The sequence below is a fragment of the Paenibacillus sp. P13VS genome, assembly GCF_015143645.1.
In the GTDB taxonomy this organism is placed as follows: domain Bacteria; phylum Bacillota; class Bacilli; order Paenibacillales; family Paenibacillaceae; genus Paenibacillus; species Paenibacillus xylanilyticus_A.
In genome coordinates this window covers 50,381-73,854 of record NZ_WYEV01000011.1, presented here as the reverse complement: position 1 = coordinate 73,854, position 23,474 = coordinate 50,381, and the positions used below count along the sequence as shown (strand labels likewise).

Below are 23,474 nucleotides of genomic sequence, written 5' to 3'. Positions count from 1 at the left end.
CGAAGTCAACGCGACAACGACAGAAGCTACGATGATTGCATTGATGACGATACGGGAATATTTAATGCCTTCGAATTTTTTCATGGAAAAGACCTCCCTTCCTTGGAGTCTGTCCTAATCTCTTCAGGCCGGATGGATGTCGCTGGCGCTGCAGCCTTGCCGGAACGATTCACCATCATGTACTGGATAAACAGGAATATACCAATGTTCATGACCACATCGCCGATGCTGATCACCTGGGTCCGCGGATAGGGACTGGAGAGCGGGATGATATCACCCAGGAAGGAAAGGTGGGTAGATGCATCCATCATATAGTGTTTCGATACCGCTCCACCTTCACGAAGCATATCCACATAGTAAGGTCCGAGTACAGCGGAAGCCTCCACCGAGACAGGCATGCGTCCACCATTCACCGCCATAACGATGAAATTGAGGAACACGCCAATCCAGATCAGCGTAAATCCCCGGTGATGCCGGTTCAGCCACAGAAATGCAAGTCCTGTGACGTACACCGCCGCAAAGAGGTACCCATTGATGGATGCAACCCAATCCAGTCTTCCCTGCAAGAAAAAGATAAGGAATTGGGCAAGCAGCAACAGTGGGAATATCCACCCGCCGCGAAGTTGAAGTGTTGCAAATTGGTGGAGACCATACCGGTACCCGCCCCGGAACAGTCCAACGATCAAACCGAGCAGAATGCCGTCATATACCATGATTAACTCCTGTCATTCAGATATGTGTGATTGCGGTTTCTTTTTGTGTACATATGTTATTCGACCTTTTACTGGTAAATCCTGCAAAGCAAAAATGATTTTGAAGAAGAATTTTGCAAAAAAATAAATGAAAAGCCGTCTTTACGGAACCCATGGATTGAATCCATCGCGCGGTTCGCGAAAAACGGCTGTTTGTGTGACAAATTACGAGATTAGTTCTAGCTAACAGGCAACGCTTATGGGTTTACTCTGATTCCCCGTTCAGATAATTGAAGAAAGGCTGATCTACCCAGAAGTTGTAGCTGGTAATGTCAGCATCTGGAGCAAGCTTCCGGAAGCCTTCCTGGATCCCTTTGGCATTCTCCTTCAATGAGAAGGATTGAGCGTAGTAGTTGCCAAGTGCGATCTTGTTGTTGCTAATGACCGGGTAGCCCTGAACAGCTGTCGGTGAATAATACAGTGGTTGCCACCAGGAAGCATAAATGAGGGCAGAGGAATCATCGCTGTTCTTTTTGGCGTATTTCAGAATAATGTCATTGAAGCGGGCCTTGTCTGCCGTGTTGTTGAATTCGAATTGAATATCATACTCCTTGGCATATGCAATATAATTACCATTTTCAATTTGGGTCACCTTGTAATCCGGCGTTTCCTTGGGCTCGCCCCATTCCTTCAAATAAATGAAGGCAGAGGTTTTCGGTTGGAATTGCACATCGGCATCGATTCCCTCGCTGCGAAGCAGGCCAATCAGCTGCACGGCGTGTTTGATATCATCATGTCCATAAGTCAACGTCAGTTCATCGATAAAGTTGGAATCGAAACGGCTATCCTTCAGGTTGTATCCTGTAACGAGGTCATCCCGGAGTGCCTGATCCACAATCTCTCTTAATTCGGGTGCTTCAATCAGATCTGCTGTGCGATACGCGGCATACAGTTTGGAGTAGATGTCGGCATCGCCAGAGCGTCCGATCTCATGCTTGTATTTTCCCTGACTGGTCAATACCCGGCCAAGCAAGATGTTGGCAAAATTAGTACTCGCCGCTCCACCCTTGCGCAGGGCAGGGTAGAGGCTTTCTGGAACCAGACCGGTATCGATGGCAGCGGCGAGCTCCTGAGCCGCCTGACCCTGAACGCGATTCGGGCTGATGCCAAGCTTGGTGAGCGCTTGTTTTGTTTTCTCTTCCGGATATGTATACGCAAGTTCCTTGAATCCAGCTGCCTTCACGGCAATGAATACCGCAGCATAAGTGCTTAGGGTGTCATTGGCACGAACTTCTGTACCAGACAGGATACCATTATTATGTAGGGTGATAGCTGCATCATAAGATGAATCTCCCGAGCTCAGATCGGTAAAAGCAGGAGCCTGGGTTTGACTGTCGCCGGCTTCTTCCGTTGAGTCTGCTGCCGAATTTGCTCCAATAATAGCTGCTATGGCCTGGATGAAGTCGCCCTTGGTCAGCTGCTGTGGCAGCTGGATGCCATACTTGGCCTGCAGGAACTGAGCATAATCGGCTGCACTCTCCGTATACACGGATGGAGTCTGGGGTGTGGTTGCTTTTGCGGTTTGCGTGGCGGATGGCACGACGGGTGAAGCGGATGCAGCGGAAACTGAAGCAGGCAAGCTGAGGCTGCCGATCGTGACTGGCGCGGCGAGCAGGGCCGCCAGGGTGAGCTTGGTGATTTTTTTCATATGAATAGCCTCCTTAAGATATGGTTGGAAAATGAAACAGTTTGCGCTATAATTCTGACAAAACCGATGTGAATTTAATAATTGGATTGACTTTAGCACGGCGAAGCCATCCATGTCAACGGAAAAAAGCCATTCTGGAGCGCTTCCCAAAGTATCTTCGTAGGTGATGAAATAATTATATTTAATTTGAATGTTTATGCACAAAGATTTATTGACAAGGATCGACAGTATCCGCTAGGATTATTAAAAAAAGAATGTGGAAAAGGGGAATCTTCAAAATGAAAAGAGGCTTATCGTTCGTCTTATCGATCATCATGTTGGCAGTTTTGCTTGCGGCTTGTGGAACTTCGGCTTCCAAAGACGAACAATCGGCCCAAGGTGGCGACAGTGAGAAATCACTGCGCATGGCACTTGTACTTCCTGAAAAAATCGGGGTAAACCCGTTCTTTGTACAAATGGATGAAGGTTTCAAAAAAGCAGGCGAAGAGTTTAAAGTGGATACCAAAACAATCGAATCTACAGACCCGGCAGCTTTCGAGCAAAATCTGCGTGCTGCGGTTGCGGAGAACTATGATCTGATTATTACGGCGACATTCCAGGCAGAAGATGCACTGAAAAAGGTGGCTGCCGAGAATCCGGACAAGTCGTTTGCCATTGTGGATACAACGGTTGATCTGCCTAACGTACGTAGCGTTGGTTTCCGTGAATACGAGGGAGCGTATCTGCTTGGTGCGGCTGCCGGACTATCCACCAAAACGGATAAAGTCGGCATGATCGCAGCAGTGGACGTTCCATTGATCAAGAAATATACAGAAGGTTTCAAAGCGGGTCTGGAATCCGTTAACCCGGATGCAGAATTCCTCGTGAACTATGTTGGTGGCTTCAGTGACCCTGCCAAGGCAAAAGAATTGGCATTGGTACAATTCGGCAAAGGCGCAGACTTCATAGCTGGTGCATCTGCAGTAGGTGACCTTGGCGTATTCGAAGCAGCGAAGGAAAAAGGCTTCTATACATCCGGTCAGGATACGGATCGCACGGTTGAAGATCCGGAGCACATCGTATTGTCCCAATTGAAATCCACAGATACGGTTACTTATGAGACGGTGAAGGATTTCGTAGAAGGAAACTTCAAAGCAGGTGCTGTAAACTATGGCCTGAAAGAAGACGGTGTTGGTTTGACTTTCGTTACACGTGATAGTGAATCCGCACTCAGTGATTTTGTTGGACAAGAAGTTATCGACAAGGTAAAAGCAATTAATGAAGATATCATATCCGGCAAAATCGTTGTGAAGGATCCATTGCAGCAATAGTTTTGATTGTTTGATGGAATGGTATTGATCAGCCGGCTGCCCGATCAGGCAGCCGGTTTTGCTGCTATTTAATGCCCGAGACCGAAAGGAGCGAACGCGAGACATGCTGTTGGAGATGGATCAGATTACGAAGAAATACGGCGGCTTCACCGCCAATCGGGATATCCGTTTTAATTTGCGTGAGGGAGAGATCCACGCCCTCGTTGGTGAGAATGGAGCGGGTAAAACAACCCTGATGCGCATGCTGTACGGAATGGAGCAGCCCACGTCAGGTACGATCAAAGTCCGGGGGCGCGAGGTAAGCTTCGCCACTCCGTCTCAAGCCATGGCAAGCGGTATTGGCATGGTGCATCAGCATTTTATGCTGTTTCCTTCCTTTACGGTGGCCGAGAACATTGTCATTGGCCGCGAGCCGGCTGCAGCGGGCGTATTTGACCGTAAGCAGGCAGCCGCTCAAGTGAACGACCTGGGCCAAAAATACGGCATGCCCGTTGACCCATGGAAAAAAGTATCCGAATGTCCTCTCGGCATGCAGCAGCGTGTAGAGATTCTCAAAGTGCTGCATCAGGGTGCAGATATTATTATCCTGGACGAGCCCTCAGCGGTACTGACACCACTGGAAGTCAAGGAATTGCTGGCAAATATGAAATCTCTTGCGGCGCTGGGTAAGACCTTCGTATTGATTACCCACAAACTGCAGGAAGTCATGGACGTGGCTGACCGGATTACGGTTCTTCGTGATGGTCAGGTCACGGGCACATTGGAAGCGAAGGACACCAATATAGAGGAATTATCCCGGTTAATGGTTGGGCGTGAATTGGTACGTCTCGACAAGCAGCCATCCGTGCCTGCAGAAGCCGTACTCCAGGTGGAGGGCGTAACCTTGTCCGGAGCGAAGGATCGCTCGGCGCTGAAGGATATCCATATGCAAGTTCGAAAAGGAGAAGTCGTTGGCATTGCAGGCATCTCGGGTAACGGGCAGTCCGAACTGATCCAGGTTATTGCCGGACTGCGCACTGCAGACAGCGGCCGTGTCCTGCTCTCGGGGCAGGATACAACGAATTGGCCTGTTCGCCGCATTCGAGAGCATGGACTTGCCCACATTCCCGAGGATCGGTATATGTGGGGCGCAGCCAAGGATGCCAGCGTGCGTGAGAATGGACTTATGGGACATCATCACCGGCTTCAGACACGAGGTGTTATTAAGGCCAAAGCAGCACGGGCTATGGTGGAGGGCTGGATCAAACAGTTCAGCATCAAGACCGGTTCGGCAGAGACGAAGGCACAGTTCCTGTCAGGAGGTAATCTGCAGAAGCTGATTGCTGCACGTGAATTTGCGCAGGATGCTCCGTTCCTGATTGCAGCGGAACCGACACGTGGCGTCGATATCGGAGCGATGGAGACGATTCATGCCGAGCTGCTTCGCAAACGCAACGAAGGTGCTGGTGTGCTGCTCGTTTCGTCCGAGCTGTCCGAGATTTTGCAATTATCCGATCGAATTATTGTGATGTATGAAGGCGAGATTGCCGGGGAACTGAAGGCAGATGAAGCCACGGAAGAACAGATTAGCTTATTGATGGCAGGAGGGAAAGAGCGGGTATGAATCGGGTAAAAGAAACACTTCGCGGACTCGTACAGCCGCTGCTTGCCGTAGTAATCGGTTTGCTTGCAGGAGCTGTGGCAATTCTGGTTGTTGGCGGGAACGTCTTCGAAACATATGCAGAGATGTGGAAGGGAGCCTTCGGGAACTTCTACTTCTTCACAAACACACTGGCTCGTTCGACACCCATTATCCTTGCTGGACTGGGTGTAGCACTTGCATTCCGTGCGGGATTCTTCAACATGGGAGCCGAAGGACAGATGATCCTCGGGGGGCTCAGTGCAGCGCTCACAGCGCTCTATCTGCCAGGCCCGGGCTGGTTTGTCTGTATTGCGGCCATTGTGGCAGGAATCCTGGCCGGAGGAATCTGGTCCCTATTTGCCGGCTGGCTGGATGCCCGGTTTGGCATGAACCTGTTGATTACAACGCTGCTTCTTAACTATATTGCCATCTATTTCGGCGGGTATATGGTATCTTATCCGTTCAAGGATCGCACGGGATCTGCAGCGATGGCGCAGACGCCGATGATTGATCAGGGAGTCTGGCTGCCGAAGCTGTTCCAGGGCATGGGACTGCATGCCGGTTTCATCATTGCGATTGTAGCTGCAATCCTGATCTATTGGTTTACGCACAAAACGGTAACCGGTTATGAGATTCGCATGCTCGGAAGCAATCCGTCGTTCGCGACGTATGGCGGGGTTCGCCGGATTCGGATGATGATGCTGTCCATGGTGATCAGCGGTGGATTGGCAGGTCTGGCGGGGGCAGGCGAAGTGCTGGGAACACAGTACCGTTTCCTGGATGGCTCGCTGTCATCTGCAAGTTATGCATGGAGCGGTATCATGGCGACACTGCTCGCCCGCTCGCACCCACTTGGTACGGCTGTAGCGGCCATTTTGCTTGCTGCTCTGCAGACAGGTGCAATGGGGATGGAACGAAATACGGATGTGCCGCTTGAAGTCGGTAGTGTAATCCAGGCCGTGCTTACGTTATTTGTATCAGCCCAGATCGGGTATTCATTCCTGAAGCGGAGAAAGGAGAAAAAATCCAATGCAGCAACTGTTTGATGCAGCCATGTTCGGCTCGACCTTGCGGATTATGACTCCGATCCTGCTTGCAGCGCTCGGCGGGGCATTATGCTCCCGTGTTGGCCTTTTCAACGTGGGTCTCGAAGGACTCGTGCTGATCGGTGCTTTCTCCGCGATCGTCGGCAACTATTTGTTTGGCAACGTACTTCTGGCCGTTATCTTCTCTATTATTATTGTGATGCTGTTCTCAGCACTATTTGCCTTTATTAGTATCAATCTCAAGGCCAATGCCATTGTGGTCGGGATATCGCTCAATTTCCTGGCAACAGGTCTGACGACCTTTGCATTACGGGCGATTTTTGATGTAAAAGGTGCATACTACGACAAGGACATGGTGGGACTTCCCAAATGGGATATTCCACTGATTAAGGACATTCCGTGGGTAGGCAGCGTATTTTCCGGGCACAGCCCGCTCGTGTACCTCGGAATCATACTCGTTATTGCACTACAATTTTATTTGTTCAAAAGTGTATCAGGTTTCCGTCTGCGTTCCGTCGGCGAGAATCCCATTGCAGCGCAAAGTATCGGGATTAAAGTGCGCGGTATTCAGTACGGTGCGGTTCTGATGTGCGGTATCCTGTGTGCCCTGGCTGGGGCTCAGTTGTCGCTCGGTCAGGTGACGATGTTTACAGAGGGCATGACCGCGGGTCGCGGCTTCATCGCCTTGGTAGCAACGATGCTGGGACAAGCGAATCCGCTGGGCGTAATGGGTTCCAGTGTACTGTTCGGCTTCATGGAAGCACTCAGCATTCGTCTGCAGGGCTTCTCCCTGCCAACGCACTTCACCCTGATGCTTCCATACATTGTGACGCTGGTGGCTATGTTCTTTTTCAAAGACCGTACGTATGCACAGGATGCACTGAAAGCGGGCGGAAGCTCGCGCTAATGTAAAAAGAAGGAGGGGTATCATTGCATAACAAGGCTGAACGTCTGAAGAAAACCAAAACTCCAGCGCCCAAAGCGGGTGCTGAGCATGGAGATCGGCTGCCGCCGGGACAGATGCTAACCGAGAAATTCCCGATTTTGCATGAAGGAGAAGTGCCTGAATACGACCTGTCCACCTGGGATCTGAAAGTGTTCGGGGAGGTTGAGGAAGAGAAAGTGTTCTCCTTTGCCGAGCTTCAGGCCATGCCGCAGGTCAATACGGTGAGCGATATTCACTGTGTGACCCGCTGGTCCAAGTTCGATACCCCATGGGAAGGCATTCGCTTCTCGGATTTCATTAAGCTTTTGGGCGTTAAACCGGAAGCCCAATATGTCATGATCCATGCTGATCACGATTATGAGACGAATGTTCCGCTCGAAGAGTTGATGCATGACGACGTCCTGCTTGCCTTCAAATATAACGGCGAGCCGCTTACACCGAAGCATGGCTATCCGCTGCGCCTGGTGGTGCCGCAGCTGTACTTCTGGAAAAGTGCGAAGTGGATACGCGGTCTGGAGTTTATGACCGAAGATCGCAACGGATTCTGGGAGAGCAACGGGTTTCATCACTTTGCCGATCCGTTCAAGGAACAGCGCTTCTCGGGCGAAGATCTGCCGATCCCCGAAGATGAATGGACGAAGAAGGAGTTTGATTGACGATGTTAATGCCCATTTTGCAGATTCATTCGGAAGATATGCCTGCTTATGCCATTGTCTGTGGTGATCCCGCACGTGCGGAGAAGATCTCCCGGAAGCTGGAGCAGGTGAGAGAACTGGCGTTCAGCCGGGAGTATCGTACATTCGTTGGACTATATGAAGGAGTGCAGATGGCTGTTGTCAGCCATGGCGTAGGTTCTCCGGGAGCGGCCGTCTGCTTCGAGGAACTGATTCGGGCAGGGGTGACAACCCTGATTCGAGTCGGAACAGCCGGCTCCTATACGGCAGATTACCCTGCGGGCAGCGTCATTGTCAGCACGGCAGCAGTCCGTTCGGACGGATTGACCCGTCAGCTGGTTCCAGATGGTTTCCCTGCAGTAGCGGATATTGGAGTCACCCAGGCACTCATTGAAGCTGCACAGGAAAAGGGTGACCATGCAGATCCGGCTATGAATGCAGGTAAAGTCGGTGTAGGCATTACCGTTACACTGGATGCATTCTTCACAGGGGTGGAGGAGATCCCTCACCGCAAGTACAAACAGGCCGGCGTACTAGCGGCCGAGATGGAAATTGCCGCACTGTACATCGTCAGCACACTGCGAGGCGCGCGTGCCGGTGCGATTGTGGCCATCGACGGCTTCGCCGACAGCGATCTGGCTGCTGAATATGATCCGCATACAGATGCGGTAGCACATGCGGTTGAGCGTGAGATCAACGCGGCTCTGCGTGCACTTGCTGCGCTCGCTCGGCAGGATCAGGCGTAAGCAGCGTTCAACGAATGCTGAGAATATAACTGTACACAAAACAATTTTAAAAAAGGACGTCCGCTTGGTCATGTAATGTGACTTTGTGGATGTCCTTTTTTTGTGTGTTTAGCTGCGCTGTCCAAACAATTGCTGCGCCGTCTCGATGAACAAACGGGAAGCTGGAGAGGCCTCCACCAGAGAAGGGACGGCGATCTCGATGTGGCGATAAGCCTTCGGTTCGGTAGGGAGTGCCTTCACACCAGGAGGGAGCCAGGACAGAGAGATGGCAGGCAGCATGGCCGTTCCAAGCCCCTGTTCAATCATGTTCAGGCATGTGTTGACGTTATGGACAACAAACCCGAAATGGAGTTCCGTTTCCGCACGTTTGAACAGATCCACGATCGGCACTTCGTATCCGCCTTGGCATACAATCATCGGATGTTGATTCAACATCTTCACTGGCAGGATCTCCTGATCGGCAAACGGCTCATCGTCCCGAAATACAGCCAGCATTTCTTCGTTATAGAGCGGCATTGTTTCATAAGCCTTCTCTACCGGCTCCTGTTCCGTCACAATAATGAGAGCAACATCAATCGCGCGTGAGTTAAGCCATTCCTGAATTTCATGAATATTTCCTTCATGCAGTTCAAATTCGATGTTAGGGTAACGATCGCGAATGGATCGGATAATCTTGGGCAGCAGATGAGCCGATGACATGGGAAAAGAACCGACGCGTATCGTACCGATTTCGAGCCCCTTTTCTGCTGAAACGACCTGCTGCACCTTATCATATTGCTGTAAAATCCGGCGGAAAATGACGAGTATTCGCTGTCCTACATCGGTCAGCACAATACCGTTTCGCCGGTCCCGTATAATGAGGGTGACGTCCAGTTCATTTTCCAGCGATGAGATAGCCCGGCTAACCGCGGGCTGTGTCATATTCAGTTCTTGCCCGGCGCGAGTGAAGCTTCCGGTCTCGGCAATTTTTACGAATAATTGTAATTGTGAATTGTTCATAACAAATATGCTATGCTCCTTATGATTAACATGCATTTCAATTATTACGCTTGTTATTGTATCATGGAGAAACAGAACGATCAACGGGAGGGCATGGGCCCGTTCGACGCTGAATATAGATGGGCTGAGGCAATGGCATGAATCTGGTGCCTGATTGTGGAACGGCTCTGAAACTGTGCCAGATAGGAGAGGTTGATTTATGGCTTTATCACGTGCAAAAGCAGGCTGGGTTCTGGCTTTTCTAGTACTCATGTGGGGAGTGAATTGGCCCCTGACCAAATACGCTTTAAACTATGCACCTCCGCTTTTATTTGCAGGCATGCGCCTGTTGATTGGCGGACTGGTGCTCGGTATCTATGCCTTTCCAAGGTACAAAACGCTGCGGCTTCGGGAAACCTGGCATATCTATGCGATCTCTGCGGTGCTGAATATCATTTTCTTCTATGGCTTTCAGACTGTAGGTCTGACGGAAGTACCCGCAGGTTTATTTTCCTCCATCGTATTCCTGCAGCCTGTGCTGCTCGGTATTGGAGCTTGGCTGTGGCTGGGCGAGTCGATGTATGGGCTGAAAATTGCCGGACTGGTCCTCGGTTTTGCAGGAGTGGCAACGATCAGTATCGGCGGCATGACTGGCAAAGTATCACCTGAAGGAGTTATGCTCGGACTGTTTAGTGCCATAAGTTGGGCAATCGGAACCGTACATATGAAGAAAACATCGACGAAGGTGGATGGAATCTGGATGACGGCCATTCCGATTTTGATTGGCGGGGTTGTCCTGACATTGACGGGTACAGCGACAGAGAACTGGTCTGAAGTGCAATGGGTACTTCCATTTATATTGGATATGCTGTTCATTTCGGTCTTCGTCATTGCGCTGGGATGGCTCGCATTCTTCAAACTGGTCAGCTCAGGAGAAGCGAGTAAAGTGGGATCCTTCACATTTCTGATTCCGCTGATTGCACTGTTCTGCAGTGTATTGTTCCTTGGGGAATCCGTGACGGTTAATCTGATTGCCGGCTTGGTCATGATTATTGCTAGCATTCTGCTCGTAAACATGAAGATGAAGGGCAGCAAAGTGGCTAAAATATAAAACCTTGTGGCGAACCTCTTCGCACCCGGCTATCTTAGCCGGACGAGAGGCTCGTCTTTTTTGTTTTGCAAAAGCGTTAATTGCAGTCTATGAAGAGGGAGCGAACCTAGAGTAGCGAATAGTTTCTATTAGATACTGATATTCATTGGGTACCTAAGTCAGTGGTGAACTTTAATATTGGGAGGAGATTAGCATATGAGTTCAGGTTGGAGTGAATTTCGTGTCATCCCTTATGAGTACAATGATCAGGTACGGCAGATTGATGAACAGATGCTTCGTTTGGTCGCTGAGCGGAAGCATATAACAGGAGCGGTTCAGTACCATCCACCTCAGGAAGTCATAGACGAATGGACAGCGTCTCTGGATTTGAAGGAGGAAGACATCCGTTATGTCCTGCGTAGTGTACAACCAATGCCTCAGAGGCAGTTTTTCCCGCCTGAAGAGCTCCCATTAATCGGTGTTGTTCCGATTATGAAGAAAACGATTCAGGATTCCTGCGAATATCTCATCACCCATTCAATGCAATACGAGACGGAAAGTATTGTTCATTTGGAGATTCACTATAAAGGAAATGAAACGGACCGTGTACGTGTGGTGCCTCATTTGGCGTTAGAAGTGATTAGTGAACAGAACCATATGTCGACGAGACATAGCAGTCGTGGAGGAGGCGGTGAGACACATCTGAGTTATCGGGTCGTGCCCGCGCTGCCTTCCTCTCTCGAACAGGTTCAATTTTCACTGGTCCCTTCAATTCCGGAACTGGAACATAAGATGGAAGAAGTTATTTTGGATCAACAGGTGGATTTCGAATAGCCACATGGCGAATGGGAATGAAAAAATTGGGTAAGTTATATAAAGGAACATCATTATGATGATGAAATATAAAGGAGGACTCTAAGATGACACAGAATAATCAACCTCAAGACGAGGCGGAAATTCGCAACAAGCTGGACGAAGACGGGGATTCCTTGATGGAAAAAAAGAAAATCATGAACGGTGTAGATATCGAACCGGAAGCGGACGATTGGGCAGCTAAGCCATCACCAGTTGCATTTAATGAGGGTAAATCCTCCAAAGAATAAGACGAAACGAATGAGTCGTTTCTGACGAAGCAGATACCGCATGAGGTATCTGCTTTTATTATATTTTGTTGTATAATAATGTAAATTTAAGCAGGAAGGTGTGATTGAAGTGGATCCAATCCAGATTAGAAAGGCAGTGGCTAGTGACTATCCCGGTGTTTCCCTCTTAATGGATGAGCTGCATCAAATGCATGTTGAGGCTCGGCCTGATGTGTATCGAGCATTACAACCCAGAATGGAGAAGCAGGAGTTCATATGTTTGCTGGAGACGGATAAGCGTTATCTGTATGTTGCAGAATCGGTAAGCACGGGGGATATTCTGGGATACGGTAGTGCGCAGCTCACATTGATTCAGGGGGTTGAACTGCTGTTGGATCGCAAGATGCTGTATATTAATGAATTGGTCGTCGGCAGTGATGGGCGGGGTCAGGGAACAGGTAAGAAATTAATGCATGCTCTAATTGAACTGGGCAGGGAGCTTCAGGCAGATAGCGTAGAATTAACAGTATCCACATTTAATACGGGTGCGCAGGCCTTTTATGAACAAATGGGTCTAGCCGTCCGCAGCAGCAGGATGGAATACATACTGTAATGATGAGTTGCACAAGGTATAACGTAAAGGGGTAAAGGTTTCTAAGAGCTCTCATGGTTAGAAACAACATTAATTTTAATGCTTGAATACCCCCATGGGGTATGTTACACTGTGAAAAGAACGAAGAAAAGAGGTGTTCATGATGGATCATCAGAGCCATCCCAAGGAACCCTTGGAACCATCCGTAACGCCGTCCCAAGATCATATACCCGATCAACAAGCAGCGGCATGCCATGCCGAGAGCAGTGACGGGAAGCATGTGCGCAAGAGCCATCACTCGCAGGAGATGAAGAGCAACCTGATCTCCCGTTTGAACCGGGTAGAAGGGCAGATTCGCGGAATCAAGGGATTGATCGAGAAGGACACGTATTGTGATGATGTGCTTACCCAGATTGCAGCTGCACAGTCTGCACTGAATTCAGTGGGCAAGCTGCTGCTTGAAGGCCACATGAAGAGCTGTATTGTCGAACGGATTCAGGCAGGGGAACACGAAGTAGTGGATGAACTGCTCGTAACGGTAAGGAAGTTGATGAAGTAATTCGATTTGCAAGGAATAAAGCCATCATTTATATATCCCAAGGAGGAATGAATCATGTCTAATGTTACGCTGAATGTTACTGGAATGTCGTGCAATCACTGTGTCAAATCGGTTGAAGAAGCGGTGAAGAACGTAGGTGCCAAAGGACAGGTTGACCTGGCAGCCGGAACCGTTGCCGTGGAATATGATGAGCAGCAGGTGAATGTAGAGCAAATCAAGGCTGCTATCGAAGATCAGGGGTACGATGTGGTCTAACCTATAATGGCTTAAACGGATTTCTCATTGTCTATGGTCTGAACCAAGGCGGCGATAGACTTCAGATGCGAGAGATCATCGTTTAAGCCTAATTTTTGGTCTTTATTATACCCTCTAGGGGTATGTGTGTGAATAGTTCATATGAAAGGAGAACCCAATCATGGATAAATCATCATCAACGGAACATACACCTGCTGCCAGAACACAGCCGGATGGAGCGCAGACAACGCTGCAGATTACGGGCATGACCTGTGCCGCCTGTTCCACGAGAATCGAGAAGGGACTATCGCGTATGGAAGGGGTTCAGCAGGCCAGTGTTAATCTCGCTATAGAACAAGCAAACGTTACGTATGACCCAAAGGCTGTAAGTGTCAACGCATTGCGGGATAAGGTGGAGGCGCTCGGCTACGGCACAGTAACGGAATCCATTGATCTGGACATCACAGGCATGACCTGTGCGGCGTGCTCCGCCCGGATTGAGAAGGGGCTTTCCCGCCTGCCGGGTGTATCGCGAGCGAATGTAAACCTGGCACTGGAGACGGGACACGTTGAATTTGCGGCGGGAGCACTGAAACCTTCCGATATTACAGCCAAAATCAAACAGCTGGGATATGGTGCCGAATTGCAGCAGACGCAGGAAGAAACCTCATCCGTTCGCGAACGTGAGCTGCAGCGCAAAAAATGGAAATGGATGATCTCCGCCTTATTATCCATACCGCTGCTGTGGGCCATGGTCGGCCACTTCTCATTTACATCATGGATTTGGGTGCCGGATCTGTTCATGAATCCATGGTTCCAGCTGGTACTGGCCGCACCGGTGCAGTTCATTATTGGGTGGCAATTCTATGTCGGGGCTTACAAGGCGCTGCGTAACGGCAGTGCCAATATGGACGTACTGGTCGCTCTGGGTACAAGCGCGGCATTCTTCTACAGCCTGTATCTGACACTCACGAGTGGAATGATACCTTCAACGGCACCGATGGATCATGGCGGGATGGGCACGAGTGCGGGTGCGGGTGGCGCTATGCCTTCGGTTGAGCTGTATTACGAGACGAGCGCGATTTTAATTACATTGATTTTGCTTGGAAAATGGTTCGAAGCCGTAGCGAAAGGCCGCTCGTCCCAGGCCATCAAAAGCCTGATCGAACTGGCTCCTCGCGAAGCCCGGGTCATCCGGGACGGCCAGGAAGTGCTTGTGCCTGCAGCATATGTAGCAGTAGGTGACATTGTGTTGGTGAGACCAGGGGACAGTATCCCGGTGGATGGGGTTGTGGAAGAAGGGCAGTCCTCGGTCGATGAATCCATGCTCAGCGGCGAAAGCTTGCCTGTCGATAAAAGGCCAGGGGACGCCGTTACGGGTGCTACACTGAATAAAAACGGTGCACTAAGGCTGCGCGCAACACGAGTCGGCTCGGACACCGCATTATCTCAGATCATTAAAGTGGTTGAACAGGCACAGGGGTCCAAAGCACCCATTCAGCGGATTGCGGATGTCATTTCGGGCATCTTTGTCCCGATTGTAGTTGGCATTGCTGCGCTGACATTCTTGATCTGGTATCTGTTTGCCAGTCCCGGTGACTTCGCTGGATCTCTGGAAAAAGCGATTGCCGTACTGGTCATTGCCTGTCCATGCGCCTTGGGTTTGGCAACACCAACCTCTGTCATGGCTGGATCAGGACGGGCGGCTGAGTATGGCATCCTGTTCAAAGGTGGAGAACATCTGGAATCGGCACAGCAGATTCAGACGGTTGTTCTGGACAAAACAGGGACAGTCACTCAAGGTAAACCAGTGCTGACGGATGTGATCACAGCACAAGATTGGACAGAAGCAGAACTGTTGAAATGGGTTGGAGCGGCAGAACAAAGCTCTGAACATCCGCTGGCGGAAGCTATCGTAGCCGGAATTCGCGACAAAGGGATCGTATTGTCCCAATCAGAGCAGTTTGAGAACATACCTGGATATGGCGTTCGGGCCAGAGTACAAGGACAGGAAATTCTGGTTGGAACACGTCGGCTGCTTGCCGATGCTCATGTGGAGGTAACGGAGGCAGCCGCTCGCCAGATGAATGAACTGGAGGAGCTCGGCCGCACAGCAATGCTGATAGCAGTCGATGGCCGCTGGGCAGGTATTGTAGCTGTGGCAGATACAATCAAGGATACATCACGCGAAGCCATTCAACGTTTGCAGGCGATGAACATCGATGTCATCATGATTACGGGAGACAATGAGCGTACGGCACGTGCCGTGGCGGAGCAAGCAGGTATCCATCATGTCCTGGCAGAGGTCCTGCCTGAGGGTAAAGCAGCCGAAGTGAAGAAGCTGCAGGATAGCGGGCTGAAAGTGGCAATGGTTGGTGACGGCATTAATGATGCGCCTGCCCTAGCTACAGCAGATATCGGCATGGCCATTGGGACTGGAACAGACGTAGCGATGGAAGCGGCAGATATCACACTGATGCGCGGTGATCTGAACAGTATAGCGGATGCAATCGAGATGAGCCGGCGCACCATGGGCAATATCAAGCAAAACTTGTTCTGGGCGCTTGGCTATAACGTCATTGGTATTCCAATCGCTGCAGTGGGTTTCCTGGCCCCTTGGCTCGCTGGTGCGGCCATGGCATTCAGTTCCGTATCGGTTGTATTGAATTCGCTGCGTCTGCAGCGGTTGAAGCTGGAACGCAATCCAAAGTAGAGTGCAGGGGATAGGTGTAGGATTACCTTCAGCTAGCCTGTAATGAAGCGCGGTTCGCTGCGGTGAACCGTGCTTTTTCTTGCTTTTTTATGAAAAAAGGAAATGAACTTTATGAAATAAGAATGATGTTTCTGAACATTTCAGAAATCAGTTGACAATAATGACATATGCCTTTAAAATTTAAACAATTGTTTGATTCAAACGATCGTTTAAATCAAATGTGAACTAATCAATATTGGAGGACCTTATTCTATGCTACAGGCATTACGCATTTTATTGAAAAAACCGCCAGTGATTGTGGGGATCGTAACAGCACTTATGTTCCAAGTGATCTTCAGTGTCATCTGGATGACTGCATACTCCGGCGTGAACGACCGCACGACTGAATTGACAGTAGCCATTGTGAACGAAGATGGCCAGATGTCCCAAGGTATTGCGGATAGTCTGACTAAGACGTTGCCTTTCCATACGGTATCGGATCTCAGTTCCGCTGAGGCATTGGATCAGCTGAACCACCACCAGGTTCATATGGTGCTGAATATTCCGGCTGGTTTTAACGAGCTTCTTCAGACTGCAGGTTCCACAGCGGAGATCAAGTACACCATTAACGAAGCTAACCCGGTGACGATCAAAAGCATGATGCAGGGCGTCTCCCAAAGTGTGACAAACACAATCAATAAGCAAGCGACTGCGCAAGGCGTACAGACCGTACTGACTGCTGCAGGAGCACCTGCGGATCAGGCGGCTGATGCTGCTGCCAATCTGGCTACCCGGGTTGAAGGCACAACAACTTCGATTAATCCGGTGAACGGCATGAATAATCAGATGGTACCGATGATGATGGTACTGGCTTCTTATGTTGGCGCCATGATCATGGGTATGAATCTGCAAACGGCTATGGGAATGCTCTCGGCAACCCACTCCCGCTTGACCCTGTTTGGTGCGAGAATCGTGATTAACATCGCATCTGCTCTGGTTGTTTCCCTTTTGGGTTCATCGCTGATTGTTGCGCTCGGAGGACAGATTGCCCAAGGATTCATCGCCTTCTGGTTGTTCCAGGCTCTGTTCCTCTGCACGTTCATGTTCTTCTCGCAGTTTTTCCTGATCTGCTTCGGACCTGCAGGAAGCCTGTTCAACATCATCTCACTGTCTCTGCAATTGGTATCTTCCGGTGCAATGGTACCCCGTGAGCTGCTCAACGGTTTCTACAGCGGTATCGGGCAGTACTTGCCTGCAACGTACGCAGTTCAAGGTATTCTAAGCGTTCAACTTGGTGGACCTGGCGTTCAGTCGGCAGCCGGATCTGTTGCGATTGTTCTGGTCATCGCGGTTGCCCTCTCCCTGGTAGTGACCTTGCTCAAAAAACGGCGCATGCCAGCAGGTGCACCAAGCCCGGCACAAGTGAACAGCTAATATTACAGATGTAAAAGATGCTATAGTATTGGAGCAGGCACCCCGGTGGATCTCAACCGGGGTGCCTGCTGTGTATCAAGGACCAGTTAGAGCTCTGACATGATATGGTCATGCCTTGCGCTTTGAAAGTTAAACTTTCATAATAAATAGATGAGACAGCTAGCTGCAGCCCCGGAAGCTGGAGCAAGATAAGAACGGACAAGAGGAGCGAACGGAATGACGGAACCGGAATTGGATATCAAAACGAGGATTTTGCTCGCAGCCAAAAAACTTTTTGCACAGCAGGGGTATGACGGGACAAGCGTTCGTCAAATCTGTGATGAGGCGGGTGCCAATGTGTCACTGGTCTCGTACCATTTTGGAGGGAAGGAAAAGGTGTTTGAAGCGATATTTGAGCACTTCTTTCCTGGTCATATGCTGACTGATTTGGCTGCGGAGTCCTTGTCCCCTGTGGAGGGTATCAGCAAAATTGTCGGTGAAGTCGTGAAGTTCACGATGACGGACTGGGAGATGAGCGACATTGTACAGCTTGAAATTACACTGAACACTCATCGCACGGCCACCGTATTCCGGTTCCTGGACCCGGTCTGGACCAAAGTGAATGATTTGCTGCAGGAAGGCAAAGACCAGGGTGTATTCCAGATTGATTCCGTATCTTATGCAATGCTTCAGGTCATGGGAGTGGCTCTGGCACACAAACGTGCCAAAAACTCACGGTTTACGTTTAACTATGAGGACATGGATACAGAGAAGCTGGCTGAACAGACGATTGAGTTCGTACTACGAGGATTGGGAGTGAACAGACATGAATGAAACCATTGAATTGATGATGAAACACCGCTCGGTGCGGAAATTCAAGCCGGATCCGGTAAGCGAGGAGCAGCTTGCGACAATCGTGGCTGCCGGGCAGATGGCTTCCTCTTCCAGCAGTGTACAGGCATATAGCGTCGTTGCCGTGACGGAACCGGAACTAAAATCGAAGCTCGCTGCATTGGCAGGCAACCAGGCTTATGTGGAAGAATGCCCTGTTTTCCTCGTGTGGTGTGCAGACCTGTATCGACTGAGTGATGCGGCGAAGCGCCACCATCCCGAGAAGGAGTCGTATGCCGATTCCACAGAGAATTTTATGGTAGCGACGATCGATGTGGCTCTTGCCTCCCAGAATGCCGCTCTGGCAGCAGAGTCGCTCGGTTTCGGGATTGTATATATCGGGGGTCTGCGTAACAAGATTGAAGAAGTGACGGAACTGCTGGGACTGCCGGAAGGCGTATACCCTGTCTTCGGCATGTGTGTCGGTATAGCTGATCAGGAAACCGGCATCCGTCCGCGTCTGCCGCTGAATGCTGTTTTTCATCGTAATCGCTATGATGCCGAAGAGACGCTTCGGGGTGTGGAAAGTTATGACGAAACCACGAAAGCCTATATGGCCGCCCGTACGAATGGCGAACGTACAACGCCATGGTCGGAATTGATGGCCAAACGTCTCACCGAGCCGGCACGTCTGCAGATGAAATCGTATCTCGAAGGCAGAGGGTTTATGAAACGTTAATCAAGGTCAACGAAAAGGGTCAGCCGGGAAGTCCGGCTGACCCTTTTTTCGTCTAGCTGTGCTGTGCATTAAGGTAAACGGTAGAACCGCTTCGTGTTCTGGTAAAAGAGACGCGCTGCCCGATCGGTTCCCATGCCCGTGATCTCGCTCCAGGCCTGAATCACCTGTCTCGTCATGGCGGGATGTGTCATTCTTCCCTGAAACGGCCCTTCGAAGGGCCAAGGTCCGTCCGTCTCTGCCATGACCTGTTCAGAGGGATATTGTCTTGCCAGCTCACGAATCTCCTCTTCATACTGAATGTCTGGCGTGAAGGAGATGAAGTACCCGTTATCCGCCATTCGCCGCACGGTTTGACGGGAACCCTTGAACCAGTGGAAATGGGCGCGTCTGACCTGATATTGCTCCAGCAAGTCGCATGCGATATCGGCATCCTCGTAAACGGCATGAAGCACGATGGGTTTGTTATGCCGCTTGGCAAGTTGAATAAACCGCTCGAGCAGCTCGATATATCCACTCTGATCAAAAGCAAGTCCTGCCTGTTCTGCTTCCTGGCGATTGTAGTAGGGCAGTCCAACTTCCCCGATGGCTGCAGCTTGTTCGATATGCTTTTCAATCCAGTCGAAGAACAGGTTCTGATCCTGCGCCGATGGCAGGGGCTGTTCCGAGTGAAAGCCAAAAGCCGGATAGATGAATCGGGGATTCTGTCTCGCCAGCTCCAGATTGTCCTGTGCCGAGGTGATATTCATGGAAACGGCGATGACAGCCTCAACCTGTTGATCGGGGAAAGATTGCAGCATATGCTGCTGTTCCTCCACGGTATATTTGTCAAAATGGATATGAGCATCAATCAGTGGTGCAAAAGCTTGGGAATGCATGAAAGTGGCCCCTCCTAATTATCTTTTATCTTTTGAAGGTTGATACGTAAATATCATGAATGCGGATCACCGTTTTGGAAAAATATAACGAAAAACCCGTGCTATGGAGTTAGCCGGGCTTTTTTCTGTTCTTCTTTCATCCACTCCGAAATCTGCCGTTTGCGTTCGAGGAAAGCCTTCTCTTCCGTTATTTCTTCACGTCTTGGACGATCAAAAGGGACATGTACCTCATGCAGCACAGTCGCAGGTCGGTTGGATAATACATAGATTCGATCGGCAAGCAGCAGTGCCTCTTCGATATTGTGGGTGATAAACAGGACGGATCGGCGGTTTTGTTCCCATATATCGAGCAGCCATCGCTGCATGTCACTGCGTGTCAACGCATCGAGGGCGCTGAAGGGTTCATCCAGCAGCATCAGTTCCTGCGGGCTGAGCAGGGCACGTAAAAAGGCTGCCCGCTGCTGCATACCGCCCGATAACATGTGCGGATAAGCCTGTTCAAATCCGCCCAGACCGACGCTGGAAAGCCATTTCCGTGCTTCCGCAAGCGCTTCTGCCTTGGGTGGCGTATGTGCTGATACTTCCCCGGCCAGCAGCACGTTGTCTTCAATGGTACGCCAAGGAAAGAGAGCGGGCTGCTGCGGCATATAGCTGATTTTGCCCCGCTGCCCGGTAACATTCTGTCCGTTCATGAGAACCTGGCCGGTTTGGGGTTTCAACAGTCCGCCAATGATATGGAACAACGTACTCTTGCCGCATCCGGAAGGCCCAACGATCGCTACGAATTCGCCCTGTTCTACGGTCAGGGATAATCCGTTCAGGACAGACAGCTTGTTCCGTCGTTCCCGGAAAGAAGCGTGGACGTCCTGAACTTCCAGTGCAGGCAGGCTCTGCTTACCCGAATCGGAGGTAGCGGCGGAAGCAGTGCGGAGTGATTCTTCTTGAGTTGAAATTCCAGCGCTTCCGCCTGGTGCAGGTGGCGCCTGTTCGTTATATTTGAGTGTCATCTCACATTCACTTCCTAACCTTGTATAGTGCTTTTGCTGCGAATCAGCGCTTCTGTGGTCGCCAGCGAACGAGCAGCTTCTCCAGCAGGGCAATAAACAGGAAGAGCAGCAGGCTGAGCGCGACAATAATCATGATCGCAACGAATAGACGATCTGTCCGGTAAGCGGACTTCTGAAGCATCATGTAATACCCGATCCCTTTGTCGGCTCCGATCCATTCAGCAATAATGGCACCCATGACGCTGTAAGTCGCGGCAATCTTGACACCAGAGAAGATGGAAGGCAATGCGTGCGGGAGCTCCAGCTTCCAGAAAATTGGGCCGCGTCTCGCTCCCGCCATGCGCATGTAATTCATCATGGCGGCATCCGTACGTGTCAAGCCATCCATGGCTGCGACAGCAACGGGAAAGAAGCAGACCAGGATGATGGTAATCAACTTGGGCAGCAGTCCGAATCCGAACCAGATCAGCAGGAGCGGAGCGAGCGCAATTGTCGGTATATTTTGACTAAGGATAAGTAAAGGATACAGGGCAGATTTCAGAAAAGGAATCAGATGCAGTACCATGGCGATCAGCAGCCCAACCAGCGTGCCGGCCGCGAAGCCAATTAACGTAAGTTGAATGGTCGCCCATGCATGCATGCCCAGACGATCTGCTTGGGAGGCTGCTTCCTGTGCGATGTCGGAAGGTGCGGGCAGCATCCATTTCTCAATATGAAACAGGGACACGGCACCCTGCCATAGGGCTATAAAGAGAATAACCGCCACAATGGGCGGCCATACACTTTTGAAGTACGTATGCATTAGCGATATTTCTCCGTCAGGGTATCCATGCTGAAGCCGTTCGGGCTATGGGCGATTTTGATCTGGGAGATGATGCTTGGACTGCCAGCCTCCACGAGCACCTCATGCATTTTACGGACAACTTCCAGCAGTTCCTCCAGTTCACCCTCCATTGTGGTATCCAGTGGATTAACCTGATATTTCAAGCCGGATTGCTGGATCACTTCGATCGCCCGATCTACATACGGATACGAATTTTCGCCATTCGGCGTTTTGGGAATCACTTGAATGCTAAGCAGTGTGCTTGCCATGAGAGATCACGGCTCCTTTCGATTCAACATTATTGGGGTAAAAACTCGTTCGTATATGCTTTGCTCACATCGATCTGCTCATCCAGCAGATTTTTGCTGAACATCCAGTCTGTGTAGTTCTGCCACACTTCCTGTTTTTGCTCACCCCAGCGCGGAGCGTCATCCTTGTATTTCGGGCTCATCCATTTCTGACTTGCCACCACAAGGTCCTTATCGAGATCAGGTACAGCCTTGATTAAAATGTCCGCAGCTTCTTCGGGATGGTCAATCGCATATTGATACCCTTCAGAAGTAGCCTTCATAAATGCCTTCACCAGTTCGGGGTCGTTCTGAATGGTCTGCTCGTTCGTCACGAGTACAGGCGTGTAATAGTCCAGCGCATCGGAATAATCCTTCACATACAGCATGTCGAGGGGTTCTCCGCGCAGCTCGGCTTCAATGCCGGTCCATGCATAGAAGATCCATGCAAAATCAATGTCCCGTTTCACTGCGGTAAAAAAGTCGGCGTCGCCCATATTAATATTTTTTACTTTGGACACATCGGCCCCTTCGCCTTCCATAATGGACTGCATAACCGCTTCTTCAACGGGGGATCCCCAGCCGCCATAGGATTTGCCTTCGAAATCTTTGGGTGATTTGATGTTTCGATCCACCGGAGAGGCGAATCCAGACGTATTATGCTGAATAACGGCTGCAATGGAGACGAGCGGAACGTCCTGTGTACGGGCCTGTGTTACGCTCTCCTGATAACTTACCCCAAAAGGAACTTCGTTTGAGGCTACCATCGTATCCGCACCACCAGCTCCCGGCTGCACTATCTCGACATTCAAGCCTTCTGCCTGGTAAAATCCTTGATCCACGGCGGCATAAAGCCCGGTGTGGTTCGTATTGGGTGTCCAGTCGAGCACGACCTTAACATCTTTCAATGCTGCACTGTCACCTTCGCTGCTGTTTTCAGTGGTGCTGCTGCCATTCTGTCCTGCAGGTGCTGCTTCCTTGCTGCCGCATGCAGCGACGGTGACCAGTGTCATACACAAGAGCAGGAGTCCGATCATTTTACGCCATCTCATCTTGTTTTTTTCTCTCCTTCATATGGTCCGGCCAGTGGCGCGGGGTACTCCTTGGCTTCATATCCAAGCATGGTGCATAAATCCTTCGATTTATACCAGCTATGATCCGGATGACGTACTTTTTGTGTCAAAAAGATACCATCAAAAAAAGCGCCCCGTAATCCGGGACGCGTGCAGGCGTTAGAGAGGTGGCTGCAGCACATGGCTGGGCCAATTCGATATACTCCGATTCCTACGCTGGCATGATCCAGATCAGGTCTAAGGGTTAGTATCTTGATGGGATACACTCTCAGCCGGCCAATTCCGACTCCCCTGGGAAACTATGAAGTTACGGGCATTACTAGGTGTAATTATAGGCCAGAGGCCGGAATGTGTCCAGTCAGGAACTGGTGGAATAGCCAAGGGAGGATTGCTTTGGGGAATGTACCTTATATCAGGAAGGATATGCGGATCGGAATCGATACTTGTTTGAAGCAG

At 50.4% G+C, this 23,474-nt stretch carries 25 protein-coding genes and 1 riboswitch; of the genes, 16 read left to right on the top strand and 9 right to left on the bottom strand.

Features of this window, described 5'->3' with window-relative positions; all coding sequences use genetic code 11:
- Positions 1-80: 80 nt before the first annotated feature.
- Entirely contained in the window at positions 81-713 is a 633-nt protein-coding gene (locus GUA98_RS23370; protein WP_162009874.1) for a DUF5317 domain-containing protein, read from the bottom strand.
- A 244-nt stretch (positions 714-957) separates the two neighbouring features.
- A complete protein-coding gene (locus tag GUA98_RS23365; RefSeq protein ID WP_193724553.1) occupies positions 958-2,400 on the bottom strand; it encodes a hypothetical protein in 1,443 nt (480 codons plus the stop codon).
- Positions 2,401-2,678: 278 nt separating this feature from the next.
- Here GUA98_RS23365 and GUA98_RS23360 point away from each other — a divergent pair, with 278 nt between their 5' ends.
- The 6 genes from GUA98_RS23360 (at position 2,679) to GUA98_RS23335 (ending at position 8,743) form a co-directional block, all read left to right on the top strand.
- Complete coding sequence (locus tag GUA98_RS23360; RefSeq protein ID WP_193724552.1) at positions 2,679-3,710, top strand: BMP family lipoprotein; 1,032 nt, start codon at positions 2,679-2,681, stop codon at positions 3,708-3,710.
- Between the two features lie 103 nt (positions 3,711-3,813).
- Positions 3,814-5,313: an ABC transporter ATP-binding protein gene (locus GUA98_RS23355; protein WP_193724551.1), complete on the top strand. Its 1,500-nt coding sequence runs from the start codon at positions 3,814-3,816 to the stop codon at positions 5,311-5,313.
- Positions 5,310-6,377, top strand: a complete 1,068-nt coding sequence (locus tag GUA98_RS23350; RefSeq protein ID WP_193724550.1) for an ABC transporter permease — start codon at positions 5,310-5,312, stop codon at positions 6,375-6,377. The genes GUA98_RS23355 and GUA98_RS23350 overlap by 4 nt, the downstream gene beginning before the upstream one ends.
- Complete coding sequence (locus GUA98_RS23345) at positions 6,361-7,284, top strand: ABC transporter permease (protein ID WP_095291641.1); 924 nt, start codon at positions 6,361-6,363, stop codon at positions 7,282-7,284. Before GUA98_RS23350 ends, GUA98_RS23345 begins: the two co-directional genes overlap by 17 nt.
- Positions 7,285-7,307: 23 nt before the next feature.
- Positions 7,308-7,979, top strand: a complete 672-nt coding sequence (locus GUA98_RS23340) for a sulfite oxidase-like oxidoreductase (protein WP_193724549.1) — start codon at positions 7,308-7,310, stop codon at positions 7,977-7,979.
- A gap of 2 nt (positions 7,980-7,981) precedes the next feature.
- Positions 7,982-8,743, top strand: a complete 762-nt coding sequence (locus GUA98_RS23335) for a nucleoside phosphorylase (RefSeq protein ID WP_193724548.1) — start codon at positions 7,982-7,984, stop codon at positions 8,741-8,743.
- Between the two features lie 108 nt (positions 8,744-8,851).
- Here the strand turns inward: GUA98_RS23335 and GUA98_RS23330 are convergent, their stop codons facing one another.
- Entirely contained in the window at positions 8,852-9,742 is an 891-nt protein-coding gene (locus GUA98_RS23330) for a LysR family transcriptional regulator (protein WP_193724547.1), read from the bottom strand.
- A 199-nt stretch (positions 9,743-9,941) separates the two neighbouring features.
- Between GUA98_RS23330 and GUA98_RS23325 the strand changes: the two genes are divergently transcribed.
- The 10 genes from GUA98_RS23325 to nfsA all read left to right on the top strand — a co-directional run bounded on the left by GUA98_RS23325 (position 9,942) and on the right by nfsA (position 18,953).
- On the top strand, positions 9,942-10,832 hold the full coding sequence (locus tag GUA98_RS23325) for a DMT family transporter (RefSeq protein WP_193724546.1): 891 nt from the start codon (positions 9,942-9,944) through the stop codon (positions 10,830-10,832).
- Between the two features lie 195 nt (positions 10,833-11,027).
- Positions 11,028-11,645: a hypothetical protein gene (locus GUA98_RS23320; protein ID WP_193724545.1), complete on the top strand. Its 618-nt coding sequence runs from the start codon at positions 11,028-11,030 to the stop codon at positions 11,643-11,645.
- An 86-nt stretch (positions 11,646-11,731) separates the two neighbouring features.
- Positions 11,732-11,914, top strand: coding sequence for a hypothetical protein (locus tag GUA98_RS23315; protein WP_095291650.1), 183 nt, complete (start codon positions 11,732-11,734; stop codon positions 11,912-11,914).
- A 100-nt stretch (positions 11,915-12,014) separates the two neighbouring features.
- The gene (locus GUA98_RS23310) at positions 12,015-12,506 is read left to right on the top strand and encodes a GNAT family N-acetyltransferase (RefSeq protein ID WP_193724544.1); all 492 of its coding nucleotides are present in this window, start codon (positions 12,015-12,017) and stop codon (positions 12,504-12,506) included.
- A 142-nt stretch (positions 12,507-12,648) separates the two neighbouring features.
- Complete coding sequence (locus GUA98_RS23305; RefSeq protein WP_193724607.1) at positions 12,649-13,044, top strand: metal-sensitive transcriptional regulator; 396 nt, start codon at positions 12,649-12,651, stop codon at positions 13,042-13,044.
- Positions 13,045-13,098: 54 nt separating this feature from the next.
- Positions 13,099-13,299, top strand: coding sequence for a copper ion binding protein (locus tag GUA98_RS23300; protein WP_095361595.1), 201 nt, complete (start codon positions 13,099-13,101; stop codon positions 13,297-13,299).
- A gap of 160 nt (positions 13,300-13,459) precedes the next feature.
- On the top strand, positions 13,460-15,991 hold the full coding sequence (locus tag GUA98_RS23295; protein WP_193724543.1) for a heavy metal translocating P-type ATPase: 2,532 nt from the start codon (positions 13,460-13,462) through the stop codon (positions 15,989-15,991).
- Between the two features lie 252 nt (positions 15,992-16,243).
- Entirely contained in the window at positions 16,244-17,404 is a 1,161-nt protein-coding gene (locus tag GUA98_RS23290) for a YhgE/Pip domain-containing protein (RefSeq protein WP_193724542.1), read from the top strand.
- Between the two features lie 216 nt (positions 17,405-17,620).
- Positions 17,621-18,217, top strand: a complete 597-nt coding sequence (locus tag GUA98_RS23285; RefSeq protein WP_153976661.1) for a TetR family transcriptional regulator — start codon at positions 17,621-17,623, stop codon at positions 18,215-18,217.
- On the top strand, positions 18,210-18,953 hold the full coding sequence (gene nfsA, locus GUA98_RS23280; RefSeq protein ID WP_193724541.1) for an oxygen-insensitive NADPH nitroreductase: 744 nt from the start codon (positions 18,210-18,212) through the stop codon (positions 18,951-18,953). The genes GUA98_RS23285 and nfsA overlap by 8 nt, the downstream gene beginning before the upstream one ends.
- A gap of 68 nt (positions 18,954-19,021) precedes the next feature.
- On the opposite strand, the gene GUA98_RS23275 is transcribed toward nfsA, so the two are convergent.
- The 6 genes from GUA98_RS23275 to GUA98_RS30055 all read right to left on the bottom strand — a co-directional run bounded on the left by GUA98_RS23275 (position 19,022) and on the right by GUA98_RS30055 (position 23,128).
- Complete coding sequence (locus GUA98_RS23275) at positions 19,022-19,828, bottom strand: TatD family hydrolase (RefSeq protein ID WP_193724540.1); 807 nt, start codon at positions 19,826-19,828, stop codon at positions 19,022-19,024.
- 101 nt (positions 19,829-19,929) lie between these two features.
- Positions 19,930-20,835: an ABC transporter ATP-binding protein gene (locus GUA98_RS23270; RefSeq protein WP_227780024.1), complete on the bottom strand. Its 906-nt coding sequence runs from the start codon at positions 20,833-20,835 to the stop codon at positions 19,930-19,932.
- A 43-nt stretch (positions 20,836-20,878) separates the two neighbouring features.
- A complete protein-coding gene (locus GUA98_RS23265; RefSeq protein ID WP_153976664.1) occupies positions 20,879-21,637 on the bottom strand; it encodes an ABC transporter permease in 759 nt (252 codons plus the stop codon).
- Positions 21,637-21,927 carry an MTH1187 family thiamine-binding protein gene (locus GUA98_RS23260; RefSeq protein WP_095291668.1) on the bottom strand — a complete coding sequence of 97 codons (291 nt, stop codon included), beginning with the start codon at positions 21,925-21,927 and terminating at the stop codon, positions 21,637-21,639. The genes GUA98_RS23265 and GUA98_RS23260 overlap by 1 nt, the downstream gene beginning before the upstream one ends.
- Positions 21,928-21,956: 29 nt before the next feature.
- On the bottom strand, positions 21,957-22,997 hold the full coding sequence (locus GUA98_RS23255; protein ID WP_193724539.1) for an ABC transporter substrate-binding protein: 1,041 nt from the start codon (positions 22,995-22,997) through the stop codon (positions 21,957-21,959).
- Positions 22,994-23,128 carry a hypothetical protein gene (locus GUA98_RS30055; RefSeq protein ID WP_265333656.1) on the bottom strand — a complete coding sequence of 45 codons (135 nt, stop codon included), beginning with the start codon at positions 23,126-23,128 and terminating at the stop codon, positions 22,994-22,996. Before GUA98_RS30055 ends, GUA98_RS23255 begins: the two co-directional genes overlap by 4 nt.
- Before the next feature lie 80 nt (positions 23,129-23,208).
- A riboswitch (TPP riboswitch) is annotated at positions 23,209-23,321 on the bottom strand.
- Between the last annotated feature and the right edge of the window lie 153 nt (positions 23,322-23,474).